Origin of the sequence: Corynebacterium xerosis NBRC 16721 = ATCC 373 (genome assembly GCF_001552415.1) — a bacterium.
GTDB classification, from domain to species: Bacteria; Actinomycetota; Actinomycetes; order Mycobacteriales; family Mycobacteriaceae; genus Corynebacterium; species Corynebacterium xerosis.
Map to the genome: position 1 here is coordinate 165,411 of NZ_BCRD01000004.1, position 16,490 is coordinate 181,900.

The 16,490-nt window shown below is 69.1% G+C and carries 12 protein-coding genes and 1 pseudogene; 2 read left to right on the forward strand and 11 right to left on the reverse strand.

What is annotated here, in order from left to right:
* Positions 1 to 144: 144 nt before the first annotated feature.
* The 9 genes and pseudogenes from CX1_RS08020 to CX1_RS08060 all read right to left on the reverse strand — a co-directional run bounded on the left by CX1_RS08020 (position 145) and on the right by CX1_RS08060 (position 9,995).
* Positions 145 to 1,260 (reverse strand): DsbA family protein, encoded by a 1,116-nt coding sequence (locus CX1_RS08020; protein WP_146780668.1) that lies wholly within the window; start codon positions 1,258 to 1,260, stop codon positions 145 to 147.
* Between the two features lie 114 nt (positions 1,261 to 1,374).
* The gene (locus tag CX1_RS08025; protein WP_046651016.1) at positions 1,375 to 1,761 is read right to left on the reverse strand and encodes a DUF2304 domain-containing protein; all 387 of its coding nucleotides are present in this window, start codon (positions 1,759 to 1,761) and stop codon (positions 1,375 to 1,377) included.
* On the reverse strand, positions 1,758 to 2,510 hold the full coding sequence (ppgS, locus tag CX1_RS08030) for a polyprenyl-phospho-N-acetylgalactosaminyl synthase PpgS (protein ID WP_082719233.1): 753 nt from the start codon (positions 2,508 to 2,510) through the stop codon (positions 1,758 to 1,760). The genes CX1_RS08025 and ppgS overlap by 4 nt, the downstream gene beginning before the upstream one ends.
* A gap of 122 nt (positions 2,511 to 2,632) precedes the next feature.
* Entirely contained in the window at positions 2,633 to 3,529 is an 897-nt protein-coding gene (locus CX1_RS08035; protein WP_244465519.1) for a glycosyltransferase, read from the reverse strand.
* Positions 3,530 to 3,538: 9 nt separating this feature from the next.
* Positions 3,539 to 4,885 (reverse strand): hypothetical protein, encoded by a 1,347-nt coding sequence (locus CX1_RS08040; RefSeq protein WP_046651018.1) that lies wholly within the window; start codon positions 4,883 to 4,885, stop codon positions 3,539 to 3,541.
* The gene (locus CX1_RS08045) at positions 4,882 to 6,240 is read right to left on the reverse strand and encodes a M1 family metallopeptidase (RefSeq protein WP_371440297.1); all 1,359 of its coding nucleotides are present in this window, start codon (positions 6,238 to 6,240) and stop codon (positions 4,882 to 4,884) included. The genes CX1_RS08040 and CX1_RS08045 overlap by 4 nt, the downstream gene beginning before the upstream one ends.
* 127 nt (positions 6,241 to 6,367) lie before the next feature.
* Positions 6,368 to 6,631 carry a hypothetical protein gene (locus CX1_RS08050; RefSeq protein WP_046651020.1) on the reverse strand — a complete coding sequence of 88 codons (264 nt, stop codon included), beginning with the start codon at positions 6,629 to 6,631 and terminating at the stop codon, positions 6,368 to 6,370.
* A pseudogene (locus tag CX1_RS08055) lies at positions 6,628 to 8,815 on the reverse strand (prolyl oligopeptidase family serine peptidase). Before CX1_RS08055 ends, CX1_RS08050 begins: the two are co-directional and overlap by 4 nt.
* Before the next feature lie 76 nt (positions 8,816 to 8,891).
* Entirely contained in the window at positions 8,892 to 9,995 is a 1,104-nt protein-coding gene (locus CX1_RS08060; RefSeq protein ID WP_046651029.1) for an alpha/beta hydrolase, read from the reverse strand.
* Between the two features lie 510 nt (positions 9,996 to 10,505).
* On the opposite strand from CX1_RS08060, the gene lpdA reads away from it, so the two are divergent.
* Together lpdA and CX1_RS08070 are read left to right on the forward strand one after the other, a co-directional pair.
* A complete protein-coding gene (gene lpdA, locus CX1_RS08065; protein ID WP_046651021.1) occupies positions 10,506 to 11,921 on the forward strand; it encodes a dihydrolipoyl dehydrogenase in 1,416 nt (471 codons plus the stop codon).
* Positions 11,922 to 12,443: 522 nt separating this feature from the next.
* Positions 12,444 to 12,851, forward strand: a complete 408-nt coding sequence (locus CX1_RS08070) for a hypothetical protein (RefSeq protein WP_046651022.1) — start codon at positions 12,444 to 12,446, stop codon at positions 12,849 to 12,851.
* Positions 12,852 to 12,995: 144 nt separating this feature from the next.
* On the opposite strand, the gene ramB is transcribed toward CX1_RS08070, so the two are convergent.
* Both ramB and aceA read right to left on the reverse strand, forming a co-directional pair.
* On the reverse strand, positions 12,996 to 14,417 hold the full coding sequence (gene ramB, locus CX1_RS08075) for an acetate metabolism transcriptional regulator RamB (RefSeq protein WP_046651024.1): 1,422 nt from the start codon (positions 14,415 to 14,417) through the stop codon (positions 12,996 to 12,998).
* A gap of 208 nt (positions 14,418 to 14,625) precedes the next feature.
* Complete coding sequence (gene aceA / locus CX1_RS08080) at positions 14,626 to 15,921, reverse strand: isocitrate lyase (protein WP_046651025.1); 1,296 nt, start codon at positions 15,919 to 15,921, stop codon at positions 14,626 to 14,628.
* Positions 15,922 to 16,490 lie beyond the last annotated feature (569 nt).

Consider the following 16,490-nt stretch of genomic DNA (forward strand, 5'->3'; position numbering starts at 1 on the left):
GGCGCCGGGGCCCCTCCTGTCGTCCACTCGGCGCCGCACGAGTAGACGGGTCCCGGATGCACCCAAGCCCGGACGCTTCGTCGTTTTCGTTGCGGGAAAACGCGGAAGCGTCCGGGCTTGGGTGCGGCGGGGCGGGGGAGGGGACTACTGCTCGGCGCGCTCGGCCTTCATCAGCTCCAGCTCGATGGTGTCGCGGAAGTTTTCCTCCGGCAGCGCGCCGGACAGCGGAGTGGCGCCGATGACGAACATCGGGGTGCCCTGCACGCCGATGCTCTGTGCGTAGGCGTTGGCCTCCTGAACGGGCTTCTCCCACGTGCCGTCTTCGATCTGCTTCTTGAACAGGTCGACGTCCTCGACGCCGGCGGTGCGTGCGATCTCCACGAGCTCGTCGACCGTGAATTCGGGGTGGCCGTTGCCCTTGGCCACGGCCGCGTCGAAGGCCGCATCCTGGAACTCCCAGAACTTGCCCTGGGCCGCAGCGGCGCGACCGGCCTGCGCGGCCTGCGCCGACGGCGGGGTGCCGGCGGAGTCGTTCCACTCGATGCGCAGCAGACCGGAGTCGACGTAGTCCGCGATGAGGTTCGGCTGCGTGTCCTGGGCGTAGCGCGCGCAGAAGGGGCATTCGAAGTCGGAGAACATCGTCATGACGACCGGTGCGTCGACGGCGCCCAGGGCAAAGGGATCGGCCTCGTCGCGGCGGTGCACCTCGGCGATGTCCTCCATGGTGGCGATCGCCGACCCGGCGCGCGGGCCCATGATCGTCGCGTCGTAGGTGCCGTCCTCCTTGGCCACCGGGCCGCCGTCGTTCGAACCCGCGGTCGCGCCCGCGAGATTCACGCCGTCGCCGGCGCCGCCGCCGGGTCCGAAACGGTCGCCCGCCAGGAAGCCCAGGCCACCGACCAGCAGCAGCACCGCGGCGAACCACACCCACAACGCGGGCGGAACGGTCTTCATGGAGCGGGCGTCGGCGGGCCGCTCATCGGCCGCGCCAACGGCAGCGTCACCAGCAGCGTCGTCGCCATCGGCCGCCTGTGCGGTGGACACCGCCCCGACGGTGGAATTCGCGTCGACGGCGGCCGGGCCGGCGGGATCGCCCGGGTCCCGGCCCCAGCCCAGCTCGACGGGCTCGCCGGGAGTGCCGGCGGGGGCGCCGTCGTGGTCAGCGTCGTGGCCGGCGTCGCCGGAGTCGCCGACCGGACGGCCGCCCGGCACGTTCGCATCGTCGGGCGTGCGGGGATCTGCATCGTCGGGTCGAGTCATGCGGCCCATTGTGCAGGGTGGGCGACGGGGACGCTGAACCGGGTCGTCGTCAAGCAAAAAGCGGGCCGGCCACGAGGCCGACCCGCACGATCCCTCCCGACCCGGACCCAGGCGTCAATCCTCGCGGGAAGGGCGCCCCGCGGTGGCCTCGGGCATGGTGCCGCCGGGGACGACCGCCGTCTGCAGCGCGACGGCGCGCGCCAACCGGGCGTAGCGCAACTCCTGCTCGCGGAAACGGATGTAGGAGCTCACCGTGGTGAACACGAACGCCAGCACCAGCATGTACAGCAGCAGATCCGTGCCGCGGGAGACGCCGACCCAGTTTGCCACCACGGTCAGGTCGTCGGGCCGCACGATCGCCCACACGCACGCGGCGAGGAACAAAAGGAAGCCGAGCTTCACGCCGGCCTTCGCGCGGGCCTTGCGGCGGTTGGACACGAAGTACCAGACCAGGGCGACCATCGCCGCCAGCAGGACAATCTGGATGATCGTCGCGGTCACGGGAGCCTCCTGGCGATCAGCGAATCGGAGAGGATGTTGACGCCGTTGAACAGCGACTGCCCCTTGGACATGGAGTACTCGGTGTAGAGGATGTCCACGGGCTGCTCGGCGACGCGCCAGTCCAGCTCGTCCATCAGGTTGACGAACTCGGACGCGTGGCTCATGCCGTTCATGCGCAGGTTCGTCTGCAGCGCGACCTTGCGGTTGAAGGCGCGCAGGCCGTTGTGCGCGTCGGTCAGGCCCAGGCGGCGGGTCTTCGGCGACAGCGCGACGACGGTCTTCAGCACGATGCGCTTGATCAGCGGCACCTGGTCGTCCTCGGACTTCGGGCGGCCGAACCGCGTGCCGACGACGATGTCGATCGGCTCGTCGCGCAGCCTCCGCACCATGGCGACGACGTCCTTGACCTGGTGCTGGCCGTCGGCGTCGAAGGTGACGAAGTACTCGGCGTCGGCCTGCGCGCGGGCGTATTCGATGCCGGTCTGGATCGCCGCACCCTGGCCCAGGTTCACGGGGTGGTTGACCAGGTGCGCGCCCGCGGCGTGGATCTCGGTGGCCGAGGCGTCGCGCGACCCGTCGTTGACCGCGACGATGTTGGGGAACGTCCGCAGGGCGTTTTCCAGGACGCCGCGGATGACGGTGGCCTCGTTGAAGCAGGGGACGATGAGCCAGGTGTCCGCGAACTCGCCCGGTGCGGGCAGGTTCGCGGGGTCGGTCCCGCCGTCGTGGGTGGTAGCGCTGTGGTCCATGATGGGCTCATCGTAGCGGGTGGGGGCCCTCATCAGCGATGGCGCGCGGCCGGGGGCCCGGCGGGAGCACGACGGGAACCTGCCGGGAAGGCACGGGGAAGTCACCAGGAACCCGTCGGCGGTCAGCGGCCCCGGTGGAACAGCGCCCGGTAGACGCGGCCGAGCAGTCCCGTCGGCAGCGCCCGAAATGCCGACCGCGCAACGAAATTGAGCGCCGCCCGCGGCCGCGACACCAGCCCGAGTTCCACGAGCGTCGCCTGCATCCGCTTCTCGGCCGCGAGGATCCCCGTCGATCGCCGCCGATCGAGCATCCCGGTGACGCGGAAGCGGGTCATTGGCTCCGGCAGGTTGACGAACCGCGCGCCGTCGGCGAGCAGCCGCGCCCACAGGTCGTAGTCCTCCATGTACGGCGCGTCGCGGTAGCCGCCGACCTTCTTCACGCGCGCGGTGCGGTACATGACGGACGGGTTGTTGATCGGCGAGTTCAGCTTCGCGTATTTCGCGATCTCCGCATGGCTTTCGGGGAGCGCGCGGACGCCGGTGATCTCGCCACCGCGGTCGTCGTCGAACTCGGCCATCGCGGTGCCGATGACGTCGGGGGCCTGCGGGTCGGCGGTGGTCGCCGTTTTTTCGCTTGACGACGTTCTCCCACGGCCGTCCGCGACCTTCAGCTGTTCCTCGAATCGGTGCGGTTCGGCGATGTCGTCGGCGTCGAGGCGGGCGCACCACTGCTCGTCGATGAGCTCGATGCCCGTCTGCGAGGCGGGGCCGGAGCCGCGGTTTTCCGGCTGCGGCCGGAAGTCCAGTTCGGGGTGGGCCGCGGTCTGGCGGGCGATGACGGCGTCGAGCTCCGGTGTCAGCGGCCCGTCGCCGACGAGGACGACGCGGCCGGCGCGGACGGTCTGGGACCACAGCGATTCCAGCGCCGCGTCGAGATGGCGCGGGTCGACGCGGTGGTAGACGGTCATCAGGACGGCGAGGTCCGGGCGGGGCGCGGGGGTGCTGCGGTCGGCGGTCACGCCTTCACCTTAGATTTGCGCGGGCGGCGGCGTGACCGGCGCGGCGGCGGCTTCGTCCGCGGAAGCCTCCGGCACCACGGCCTTGAGCACGACGAGGTGGAACAGCACGCCCAGCGTCGGGCCCGCGATGAGGGCCAGCACGGAGCGCAGCTCCAGGGTGCCGGGGCCGAAGAGAATGGCCACGGCGACGACGGTGGCCAGCAACCAGCCGATCAGGTACGCGCGGTGGCGGCCGACGGCCAGGGTGACCGCGCCGGTGACCATGAGCACCGCGGTGAACGTGGCGCCCAGCGTCAGGCCGGCCAGGGTGCGGCCGGGGACGAAGTAGTCCGGCTGGAGGATGACCTCGAGGATCCAGGGGCCGATCAGCCACGCCAGCGCCGACCCGAACAGGCCGAAGGCGAACAGCGCGCCCAGCGGCTTGGCCAGCGCGGCCAGCGGGCCGCCGTCGCGGTGGACGAAGTGGACGATGATGGCGTTCTGGAACTTCTCCAGCGGCATCAGCAGCGGTGCGCGGGTCAGCGTCACCGCATAGGCGATGCCCGCGGCCGTCACCGCGCCCAGCGCACCGGCGCCGTGGTCGGCGCTGATCTTCACCAGCGTCGGAAATCCCGTGACCAGCACGGCCGAGGCGCCCGCAGCACCCATGGCGGTGATCATCAGCGGGATGAAGCGGCGCACGGGCACATCGGCGCGCAGCGCCATCGCCCGCCGGGTGGCCGGGGAGACCGCGGCCAACAGCAGCCAGCTGACCGTGCCGATCACGGTGATCCACAGCCACGCGCCCAGCCCCCACCCGAACCACCAGGCCAGGGCGGCGGGGACGACGCGGGTGACGATGTCCAGGATGATCAGGGCCGCGTACTGCCCCCACAGCTTCGCGCCGGACAGCACGCCCGACACCGCCGCCTGCATGGCGTACATGGCCAGGCCACCTGCCATGAGCAGCACCGCCAGGACGTGACCGTCGTGGACGACGAGGTCCACCCACAGCGGCCCCGTCGCCGCGAAAAGCGCGAACGTCACCGCCGCCACTCCCGCGGCGACCGTGATCGGCCGGGCGCGGAGCACCGGCCCGGCGCCGCCGGAGGCAGGGCGTGTGGCGGGGGAGATCGGGGCGTCGTCAAGCGGGGAAGCGGAAACCGCCGCCGGCGCCGCACCCGGCCGCAGCGAGGAACCCACCGCGCGCGTGGTTTCCTGCATCAGCCCGCCGAGGACGCCCGTCATGGCGAAGAACAGGCCCCAGTAGGCGACGAACTGCAGGTTGACGTCCGTGCCCAGTCCCCACGCCGACAGGAACAGGATGGCGAAACTGCCGGCGGCGGCGACGAGCGTCGCCAGGGTCAACCACTTCACGGGCGCGCCGCCGGGTCGACGGGGAAGGGCGGCAGTTCGGCGCGGTTGACCCACGCATCGAAGATCGCGTCGAGGTGCGAGGTGGTGATGCCCCGCTCGCGGCAGATGCGGTTGGCCAGCGCACGGAAATCGACCGCATCGACCACGGAATGGCGGTTCTTCGCGGTCCACGTGCGCACGAAATCGAAGAAGACCTCGTCGCCGAAGAGCAGCCGCAGCGCATGGACGGTGATGGCGCCGCGCTTGTACAGGCGGTCGTCGAACATGTCGACCGGCCCGGGATCGGCGATGCGCAGGTCCTGGGGCTTGGCGGCCAGTTCGTCGTAATGCTCCTTCGCCGACTCCTCCGCGGTCGGGCCGCCGGCGGCCTCCGCCCACACCCACTCCGAGTAGCAGGCGAAACCCTCGTTGAGCCAGATGTCGCGCCACTGCGACAGCCCGACCGAATTGCCGAACCACTGGTGCGACAGCTCGTGGGCGATCAGGCGGTTCCACGTGTCCTTGCCGTCGGCGTGGTTGGCGCCGAAGATCGACAGGCCCTGGGCCTCCAGCGGGATCTCCAGGTTGTCCTCGACGATGACCACCCGGTAGTCGGGGAAGGGGTACTCGCCGAAGAGGTCGCGGTAGAGCTCCAGCATGCGGCCCTGGTCGCGGAAGTCGTGCTTGACGCGCTGCACCAGGTGCGGCGGCGCGTAGGCGATGACCGGCGCGACCGAGCACGGCAGCTCGATGCGCGAGAACTGGCCGATCTGGATGGTGACCAGGTAGGACGCGATCGGCTCGGCGGAGGCGAAGGTCCAGCGGCGGCGCGACCCCCCGACCTTCTGCGGCGCGCCCGGGCGGCCCGTGGCCACGACGGTGTACGGCGCGTCGCAGGTCACGGCGATGTCGTACCGGGCCTTCGTCTCCGGGTCGTCGTCGCAGGGGAACCAGCTGGCCGCGCCGATGGGCTGCGAGGCGATGAGCGACCCGTTGGTCAGCTCCTCCCATCCCAGCTCGCCCCACTTCGACTTCACGGGGCCCGGGTTGCCGGAGTAGCGCACCGTCAGGTTCAGCGTCTCCTCGGGCTCGAGCATCCGGTCGAACGTCACGCGCAGCTTCCGGCCCGACTGCCGCCAGCGGGCGACGTCGACGTCTGAGTTGCGCACGTCGGTGTCGGCGTCGATGGAATCGACGCCGAGGACGTCCGCGAAATCGAGCGTCAGCGAGTCGATGTACGCGTTGACCTCGATGTGCAGCACGGCCGTCGCCTTCAGGCGGTTCGGGCCGACGCGGTAGTCGAGGTCGAGGTCGTAGTGGTCGACGCGGAAACCGAGGTTGAACGGGATGCCGGTGTAGTCGTTGGTCGGTTGCACGCCCATCACTGTAAACGGGTGGGGAGGGCGGGGCGCCGGGCGGGCGAAAATGATTGCTTTGCGACGCCCACGTCGACGCCGTGCGGTGCACCCGGACCGGGCCGGCGGGGACGGAGCGGGGGACGGACTACACGAATCCGAAGGTCTCCGAGACCACCAGCAGCGTGATCAGCGGGAAAATCACGGTCAGCGCCCCGAGGAGGATGAGGATCCAGTGCCGCGACACCGCGGCGAGGATCATGGCGACCATGCCCGCGATGCCCACGGGAATGAACAGGCCGCCGAGGGTGACCAGCCCGGACAGCGGGCCGAGGAGCGTGACGATGATCGCCGCCACGCTGATCGCCAGCGACGCGGTGGCGGATCGCGGCGAATGGGCGTCGTCGTTCATGACAGGGTCCTCCACAGCCAGGAATGGATCAGCGCCTCCATGTGCGCGACCTGCGAATTGTCCGCCGCGCCGGCGTGGCCGCCCTCGGTGTTCTCGTGGTAATCGACGGGCTGGCCGGCTTCGCGCAGCAGCCAGGCCAGCGAGCGGGCGTGGGCGGGGTGGACGCGGTCGTCGCGGGTCGAGGTGGTCACCAGCGCCGGGGGGATAGGGGCGGTCCTCGCGCCGGGCGATGCGCTGCACCGGCGACCACTCCCGGATCGCCGCGCCCTCGGCGTCGTCGTCGGGGTCGCCGTACTCGGCCATCCACGAAGCGCCGGCCGACAGCCGGTGGTAGCGCAGCATGTCCGCCAGCGGCACCTGGCTGACCACGGCGCCGAGCAGTTCGGGGTAGGAGGTCAGGGCCACCGCCGACAGCAGCCCGCCGTTGGAGCCGCCGCGAATGGCCAGCGTCTCCGGGGTCGCGTAGCCGCGGGCGACGATGTCCTCGAGCACCGCACGGTGGTCCTCGTAGACCTTCCCGCGGTTGAGCTTCACCGCCCGCGAATGCCATTCCGGCCCGAATTCGCCGCCGCCGCGCAGATTCGCCTCGACGGTCAGGCCGCCGCGGGCCATCCATCCCATGCCGCGCGTGGCCGAATACCCGGGCACCAGCGACACCTCGAACCCGCCGTAGGCGTGGACGAGGGTCGGGCGGGGTTCGTTTTCCCCGGACACGGCCCCGGACTCGTCGTCGGCCCCGCCGTCGGCGCCGCCTTCGCGGCCGTCGCCGTCGTCGTCCAGCAGCCCCGTGATCCGGTAGGGGATCTTCGTGCCGTCGGCCGACGTCGCCCAATGCAGACGAGTCGTCATTCCGGTGGCGTCGAAGAAGGAGGGGGCGCGCCGAGCGACGCGCGGCGCCTCCTCCGCCCCCGACTCGGTCAGCCACAGCGTCGCGGGTTCCAGGGTCGAGGACCCGGCCAGCCACAGTTCGTCGTCGCGCGTGGACGACGTGCCCACAACGGACACCGACGCGGACTCGGGCAGCCCCGGGATCGACCCCTCGGCCCAATCCCCGATGGACAGGGTCACCAGCCGGGTGGCCACGTCATGCAGCAGCGTCAGCACCAGGTGGCTCTTGGTCCACGCCACCGACTGCAACGACGTGCGCTCGTCGGGCGCAAACAGGATCCGGCAGTCGCGCGATCCGGCCAGCCAGTCGTCGAAAAGCGCGACCGCCAGGCCGCCGGCCGGCACGCCGTTGAACGCCGTTCGGGGCATGAGCAGCAGGTATTCGCGATGTACGCTCACCCGGCAATCATCGGGAACCTCAATGATCTGCAAACCCCCATCGGTTCGCACGAAGCGCCGCGAACTGTAGAAGTCGATGGCCCGCTCCACGAACAGCCGCTCGAAGCCCTCCGTCGCGTCGAACCAGCCGCCGACGGCGACGTCGTCGTCATGGCCGGAGAAGATCAGTTCCGCCTCCCGCAGCGCCTGCCCGCGCCGCCACGAGAACACCTGCTTCGGGTACCCCGACGCCGTCAGGCTGCCCGACCCCATGTCCGTGCCCACCAGGATCTCGTCGCGGCCCACCCACGACACGTCCGACTTCGCCTCGGGCAACTGGAACGGCCGATCATCGACGAACTCCAGGGTTTCCAGGTCGAACTCGCGGATCACCGACGCATCCGCCCCGCCTCGGGACAAATGCACCAGAGCCCGGTCGTAGTCCGGGTACCGGCACTGCGCGCCCTTCCACACCCAGTTCTCGCTTTCCGACGCCGCCAGCGCATCCACGTCGAGCAGCACCTCCCACTCGGCCGCGCCGGACAGGAACGACGCCAGCGACGTGCGCCGCCACAGGCCGCGCGGGTGGTCGCCGTCGCGCCAGAAGTTGTACAGGTGCTCGCCGCGGCGCACGGGATAGGGGATGCGGGCGTCGGTGTCGAGGGCGGCGCGAATGTCCTTCTCCAGCGCATCGCGGGAAGGGTCGCCGTCGAAAAGCGATTCCGTTTCCGCGCTGCGCTCCCGCGCCCAGTCCAGCGCGCGGCCCCCGGCGATGTCGTCGAGCCACTCCGGAACGCCGTCCGTCGGCAGGAACCGGGCCGTGCGCGCGGATTCGGTGCGGATGGCAGCGGCGGCCGTGTCCGTGGTGGCGTCGGCGGTGGTGGCGGTGGCGGTGGCGTCGGAAAAGGAAAACCCCATGACCCGAATTTAGGTCATGGGGTGGATCCCCCGGGCCGAACCCGGCGGAAAGCGGGCCGCGACGCCCGGCGATCACCTAGTAGAGCACGCGCGAGAAGAGCTGGTCCCAGGAATCGTGCAGGTCATCCTGCCAGTAGCCCCACGAGTGCGTGCCCGCGTTGCCCAGGTCCCAGTGGGCGTCGATGCCCAGCGAGTCCAGCTTGGCCTTGAAGACGTTGGTGCAGAAGTTCGTGCCGCCCTCGATGGCCGAACCCGTGGTGCGCTGCGCGATCAGCTGCGACTCGTGGTCGACCGCCGGGTGCGCCGTGGTGTCCCACTCTCCCCAGAGGCCGGTGCCGTTGGAGATGTACATTTCCTGGCCGCGCAGCTTCTCGGCGTTGACCAGCGGATCGTTCGCCGTCCAGCGCTCGCTGGGGCGCGGGCCCCACATCTGCTCGCCCGTGACGCCCTTGCGGTCCAGCACCAGCTTGATGGCCTGCGCGCCGATCTCGTCCGACGTCTGGGCGCAACCCGAGAACGAGCCCACGCCGTCGTAGAGGTCCGGGCTGTGCTGCGCGAAGTTGAGCACCGACGTCGCAGACATGGACATGCCCACGATGCCGCGCTTGCCGGTCGCGCCGATCTTGGCCTCCAACGACTCCGGCAGCTCCTTGGTCAGGAACGTCTCCCAGGTCTGGGCGCCGAGCGCGGTGTTCGGGTCCACCCAGTCGGTGTAGTACGAGAACTCGCCGGCCTGGACGATGACGACGTTGACGTCCTTGTCCGAGAAGAAATCGATGATGTCCGTCTGGTACAGCCACGACGCCTTGCCCTCGCCGCCATCGGCGCCGTTGAGCACGTACAGGGTCGGGCGCGGCGCGAAACGCTCGGCGCCCTTCGGGCGGATCCACACCAGCGGCACCGCGCGGTCCATGGACACCGAACCGGCCCAGACCTCCTCGACGTTGTCGTGGCCGGCGATCTGCTCGCGCCAGTGGGGATTGACATTCTCCATCGGGGCGAGCTGGACCGGCGCGGGGGTGACCCCGGCCGCGTCCGCGATCGGGGTGGCGACGGGATTGGGGGCCGGGGCCTCGGCGGCGGGCTGGGCGGTGGACGCCGGAGCCAGCGTGACGGGCATCAGGGCGACCATCGCGGCGGCGGTGGCCGACATCAGGCGGCGCTTGCGGGTGTTCTTCATCGTGGGCTCCAGTCGACCGGCGGCGGTCATGAGGATCGGTTCGTCGCGGCACGCGTGCCCGGGGCGGCGCTCAAAATCGGGCGTACGCGTAAATCACATGGCAGATTACCCCAGCCGGAGACGCGGCGAAAGCCGGGGGACGTGGGAGTTTTCACCGATCGAGGCGTCGTGCGGCGTCCGTCGCGGCGCTGCGGGGGATGTGAACTGGAGTTACGCAAGTTAAGGTTGTGACTAAAGTGAACTGAAATTTCCCCGGGGGAAATCCCCCCGCGGCCCGAAAGGACCCGCCATGCTGCCGCATGAAACGCTGCTCGTGCTCTTCTTCGAGATGTTCGGCGTCTCCCTCAACGAAGGCTCGTTGTCGCTCGGCGAGATCCTCGTCGCCCTCGGCATCTACTGACCCGCCGCCGTCGGCCTTGCCGGCCCTCCGCCCTCGGCCTTGCCGACCTGCCGCCCCCCGGGGCCGGGCCGGGGATGACTGACGCCACATCGCCGCGTAATCTTGTCTCCGTGGCTGAACATTATGATCTCGTTGTCCTCGGCGCCGGTCCCGGCGGATACGTCGCCGCCATCCGCGCCTCCCAGCTCGGCCTGAAGGTCGCCGTCGTGGAGAAGCAGTACTGGGGCGGTGTCTGCCTCAACGTGGGCTGCATCCCCTCCAAGTCGCTGTTGAAGAACGCCGAAGTGGCGCACATCTTCAATCACCAGGCGAAGACCTTCGGCATCTCGGGCGATGCGTCCTTCGATTTCGGCGCGGCGCACGACCGCTCGCGCAAGGTGTCCGCAGGCATCGTCAAGGGCGTCCACTACCTGATGAAGAAGAACAAGATCGACGAGGTCGACGGCTGGGGCGAATTCACCGACGCCAACACCATCGCCGTCGCCGATGGCAAGGACGAGGGCAAGGAGCTCACGTTCGACAACGCCATCATCGCGACCGGCTCCGTCGTGCGCTCCCTGCCGGGCGTCGAGCTCGGCGGCAACATCGTCTCCTACGAGGAGCAGATCCTCTCCTCCGATCTGCCCGACTCCATGGTCATCGTCGGCGCCGGCGCCATCGGCATGGAATTCGCCTACGTCCTGGCCAACTACGGCGTGGACGTCACCATCGTCGAGTTCATGGACCGCGTCCTGCCGAACGAGGACGAGGACGTTTCCAAGGTCATCGCCAAGGAGTACAAGAAGCTCGGCGTCAAGCTGCTCACCGGCCACAAGACCACCGCCATCGAGGACAAGGGCGACTCCGTCGAGGTCACCGTCGAATCCAAGGACGGCAAGAACTCCGAGACGCTCACCGTCGACCGCGTCATGGTCTCCATCGGCTTCGCCCCGCGCACCGAGGGCATCGGCCTGGACAAGGCCGGCGTCGAGCTCGGCGAGCGCGGTGAGATCCCGATCGACGAGTACATGCGCACCAACGTCGACCACATCTACTCCATCGGCGACGTCACCATGAAGCTGCAGCTGGCCCACGTGGCGGAGACGATGGGCGTCATCGCCGCCGAGCACATGGCCGGCCACGAGACCGACGTCATCGAGGACTACCTCAACATGCCGCGCGCGACGTTCTGCAACCCGCAGGTCGCGTCCTTCGGCAAGACCGAGGCGCAGGCGAAGAAGTGGGCGGAGGAGAACGACCGCGAGATCACGGTCTCCACCTTCCCGTTCTCCGCCAACGGCAAGGCGCAGGGTCTGGCGGAGGCCACCGGCTTCGTCAAGCTCATCGCCGACGCCGAGCATGGCGAGCTGGTCGGCGGCCACATGGTCGGCGCCAACGTCTCCGAGCTCATGCCCCAGCTGGTGCTGGCGCAGAAGTACGAGCTGACCTCCGAGGAGATCGGCCGCACCACCCACATCCACCCGACCATGTCCGAGGCGATGAAGGAAGCAGCCGAGGGCCTGATGGGCGAGATGATCAACCTCTAGATCGATCGATTTTGCGGTGTCGGCGCCGGGTCGCGGGTTTTCCGCGGCCCGGCGCTTCGCCGGGGCTCCGGGGCTTCCCGGACGTCCCGCACATGTTCTCCGCGGCGCGGGGTCGGCGATGGCCGGCCCCGCGCCGCTTTTTCGCGCGACCCCGGCCGTTGCGTCCCGATCGTGTTTCGGCGGTGCTTCTTTCCCGGGATGGAGCCCGCAAGTTTCTCGAGGTGGTGCCCGCAGGTCGGAGGCGCGTAGCCAGATACACGTCTGCTGGACAAAAACATGTGGCAGGACGGATGTTTCTGTCCAGTGGACGTGTACCTGGATGAGGGTGCGGTCGCGGTGGTGCGGGGGCCGCATGGTTGAGGCGTGGAGCGGCCATGTGGACGAATGGGAGAGGCGCCTTTTCGGGACCCCTGAAAAAAGGGGGTTGCGGTCATGTCAACGATGTGCCATAGTTGATGTATCAACAACGCGGGCCTCCGACGCCGCCCGCGGATCGTCGCAAAGCCCGAAAGGACCCCTCCCATGATCAACGCAGCCAGCTTCGCCGCCCGCCTCTTCCCGGGCCTGATCCTGCTCAACTCCGGCCTGGGCAAGCGCAAGCTCGACGCCGAGTCCGCCGCCGGCCTGCAGGGCTTCGCCTCCACGGGCATCCCGGCCGTGACCAAGCTCGACCCGAAGACCTTCGGCAAGATGCTCTCGGCCGGCGAGATCGCCACCGGTGCGGCGCTGCTCGCCCCGGTCGTGCCCAACCGCGTCGCCGGTGCCGCGCTGACCGCCTTCGGCGCCGGCTTCATGTCCATGTACCTGCGAGCCCCCGGCCAGCGCCAGGAGGGCTCGCTCGCCCCGACCCAGGACGGCATGTCCCTGGCCAAGGATTCCTGGCTGCTGGGCCTCGGTGCCGCCCTGCTGCTGGCGGGCGACAAGAAGTAAAGACTGCTTGACGACGGGGTCGGCCGCATCCGCGGTCGGCCCCTTCGCGCATGTCGGGGTGGTTTCCGGGATGCCGGGCCCGGGACTGCGTCCCAGTGCGGCACTCGGGATCGCGCCTAGTGCTGCGCCCCAGTGGGGAGGGCCCTAGTACGGCGCCACCGAGGAGCGGTGGGCGTTGACGTCGATGGCGCGGTGGATCGGCGGGAACGCGCGCTGCGGGCAGTCGTCGCGGCTGCACACGCGGCAACCCGCGCCGATCGGCGTCGCCGCCTTCTCGTCGTTGACGTCCAGCCCTTCCGAGTACACCGTGCGGTGCGCGTGGCGGGCCTCGCAGCCCAGTCCGATGGCGAAGGTCTTGCCCGGCTGGTTGTACCGCGCGGTGTGGTGCTCGACCGTCCGGGAAATCCACAGGTACGAGCGGCCATCGGGCATCACCGCAACCTGGCGCATGATCTTGCCCGGGTAGGAAAACGTCTCGTACACGTTCCACAACGGGCACGTGCCGCCGGAATTGGTGAAGTGGAACCCCGTCGCCGACTGGCGCTTGGACATGTTGCCCGCGCGGTCGACGCGCACGAACGTGAAAGGGATACCCCGGAGGCTCGGGCGCTGCATCGTCGACAGACGGTGGCAGATGGTCTCGTAGCCGACGCCCGTGTGGCGCGACAGGAACTCGATGTCGTAGCGGTTGGACTCCGCCAGCGCATGGAACTTCTCGTACGGCAAGATCAACGCGCCCGCGTAATACGTGGCCACGCCGCGCAGGGCCAGCTCGCGGGAATCGTCGGACGTGAAGTGGCCGGCCGACACCTCCTCGCGGATCAGGTCGCCGCACTCGAAGTAGCCCAGCTCCGTGGCCATGCGGAAGGCCCGCTGCCCGGGGGAGAGGCCCCGCGCCAGGTCGAGTTCGCCGGTCGTCGGATCGAAATGATGCTGGGTGTCGCCCATGTCCGAGCGCGTGCGGATCTTCACGCCGTGCCGCTCGGTCAGTCGCCGGGCCAGCACTTCTTCGACGTCCTGGTTGTCGTCCGTGGTGCCCAGCTCCGTGGCCAGGCGTTCCGCCGCCAAATCCACCGAATCGATGTAATTCTGGCGGGTGTAGAAGTAGTCGCGGACCTCCTCGTGCGGCATGGTCAGCGCCCTCGACGCGGCGCCGCCGCCGTCACCCTGGAAATTGCGGTCGTCGGTGGCCAGCGACAGCTTGTCGGTGACGTTGCGGTACCTTCGGTGCGCATCGACCATCGCGCGGGCGATCTCCGGATGGTTGCGCACCATGTCCGAAATCTCCTGCAGATCCACCGGCTCGGGGCAGACCTCCTTGTCCAGGACCACATCCTGGACCTCCGCCAACAGGCGCGAGTCGTCGTCGCGGGAAAAGAACGTCGCGTCGACGCCGAACGTTTCGGTGATCTTCAACAGCACCGGGACCGTCAGCGGGCGCACGTCATGCTCGATCTGGTTCACGTAACTGGCCGACAGGCCCAGCGCCTGAGCGAGGGCCGCCTGGCTCATGTCCCGCTCGCGCCGCAGCTGCCGCAGCCGGGAACCCACATACGTCTTTGCCATGCGGCAAGATTAGCAGCCCTGGCAAAACTAGCTCCCCCGGACGCTAATTTCGCCAAGTTACGGGCCCCGGGCATGGGAAAACCCCGCCCGGAAAAATCCGGGCGGGGTTGTTGACCGTGGCCACGTGACGACCCTGAAGGAGCCGCCCCGCCGTTCCAACCGATCACGCCGGCACGTCGTCAAGCGACGCGCGCGGCGGCGATGCGGCCTAGTGGAACTGGCCCTCCTCGGTGGAGCCCTTCAGGGCGGTGGTGGAGGAGTTGGGGTCGACCGTGGTGGCGATGCGGTCGAAGTAGCCGGCGCCGACCTCGCGCTGGTGCTTGACGGCGGTGAAGCCACGCTCCTCGGCGGCCTTGAACTCGCGGTTCTGCAGGTCGACGAAGGCCGGCATGCCCTCGCGGGCGTAGCCGTGGGCCAGGTCGAACATGCCGTAGTTCAGGGCGTGGAAGCCGGCCAGGGTGATGAACTGGAACTTGAAGCCCATCTTGCCCAGCTCCTTCTGGAACTTGGCGATCTCGTCGGCCTCGAGGTGCGCCGACCAGTTGAAGGACGGGGAGCAGTTGTAGGCCAGCAGCTGGTCCGGGAACTCCTCGCGGACGCCCTCGGCGAACTTCTTGGCCAGCTCCAGGTCCGGGGTGCCGGTCTCCATCCAGATCAGGTCGGAGTACGGGGCGTAGGACTTGGCGCGCTCGATGCAGGGCTCCAGGCCGTTCTTGACGCGGTAGTAGCCCTCGGCGGTGCGGTCGCCCTCGATGAACTTCTGATCGCGCTCGTCGACGTCGGAGGTGATCAGGGTGGCCGCCTCGGCGTCGGTGCGCGCGATGATGACGGTCGGGGTGTTGGCGACGTCGGCCGCGAGACGGGCCGAGGTCAGGGTGCGGATGTGCTGCTGGGTCGGGATCAGCACCTTGCCACCGAGGTGGCCGCACTTCTTCTCGGAGGCCAGCTGGTCCTCCCAGTGGGTGCCCGCGGCACCGGCCTGGATCATGCCCTTCTGCAGCTCGTACACGTTCAGCGCGCCGCCGAAGCCGGCCTCGCCGTCCGCGACGATCGGCAGCAGCCAGTTGTCGACGGAGGTGTCGCCCTCGATGCGGGAGATCTCATCGGCGCGCAGCAGAGCGTTGTTGATGCGGCGAACGACGTTCGGCACGGAGTTGGCCGGGTACAGGGACTGGTCCGGGTAGGTGTGGCCGGAGAGGTTCGCGTCGCCGGCGACCTGCCAACCCGAGAGGTACACGGCCTTCAGGCCGGCGCGGGCCTGCTGGACGGCCATGTTGCCGGTCAGGGCACCCAGGGAGTTGATGTAGGAGTCGTCGTCGACGTTGACGCCCTCCCACAGGATCTCGGCGCCGCGGCGGGCGAGGGTGTGCTCCTCGACGACGTTGCCCTGGAGCTCGGCCACCTGCTCGGCGGTGTACTCGCGCTTGATGCCCTTCCAGCGGGGGTTCTCGTCCCAATCCTTCTGGATTTCCTGGGCGGTACGGGCCTTGCCGACGTTCGACATATCCGGGTCACTTCCTTAACTAGGACTGCGGGGATCCGGGGGCCGCTCGCGTCACTCGATGCAGTGCGCGGCATTCGGCATCCGGGAGTTTGAAATACACGGCGGGCGGACGTGTCCCGTAAAAAGCCGCCGCCGGGTGGAATGCACCCAACGGCCGGTTCCGGTCACTGCCCGCTTTCGCGTGCCGTGGTTCACATCATGGGGGACGGTATGGATTACGTCAAGCAAAAAGGCTTGTAAATTTAAGCGCTTTTTTTTGGCGAATCAGCAAAGATTGCAAAGAGTGTGATGTGATGCGTGAGTGAACTTCCGTCGCAGGTCGGCCTGCATGCGTTCGTGGTTAACGCCCGTGAGCATGACAAGGCGGTGAAGATCACCCCCCGCTTTGGGGTGGTCGGGGTCGCCGGTTTCTATGTCGCCCGTCACTCCCCCTGGGGCCCGTGGCTAACGGTGGTCGGGGGTGGCCCGGGTGTGTCGGCAATGTCGTGGTCAGCCCCTATTCCCGATCCCGGAAGGGGTGGGGTTCCGTTTCCTCCGTTTCCGGGGGTGGCCGTACGCAGGGCCGCGCC

Coding starts and splice junctions, on each gene's coding strand:
- CX1_RS08020 (WP_146780668.1), bottom strand. CDS start 1,260: ATGACTCGACCCGACGATGCAGATCCCCGCACGCCCGACGATGCGAAC.
- ppgS (WP_082719233.1), bottom strand. CDS start 2,510: ATGGACCACAGCGCTACCACCCACGACGGCGGGACCGACCCCGCGAAC.
- CX1_RS08050 (WP_046651020.1), bottom strand. CDS start 6,631: ATGAACGACGACGCCCATTCGCCGCGATCCGCCACCGCGTCGCTGGCG.
- CX1_RS08060 (WP_046651029.1), bottom strand. CDS start 9,995: ATGAAGAACACCCGCAAGCGCCGCCTGATGTCGGCCACCGCCGCCGCG.
- CX1_RS08070 (WP_046651022.1), top strand. CDS start 12,444: ATGATCAACGCAGCCAGCTTCGCCGCCCGCCTCTTCCCGGGCCTGATC.
- ramB (WP_046651024.1), bottom strand. CDS start 14,417: ATGGCAAAGACGTATGTGGGTTCCCGGCTGCGGCAGCTGCGGCGCGAG.
- aceA (WP_046651025.1), bottom strand. CDS start 15,921: ATGTCGAACGTCGGCAAGGCCCGTACCGCCCAGGAAATCCAGAAGGAT.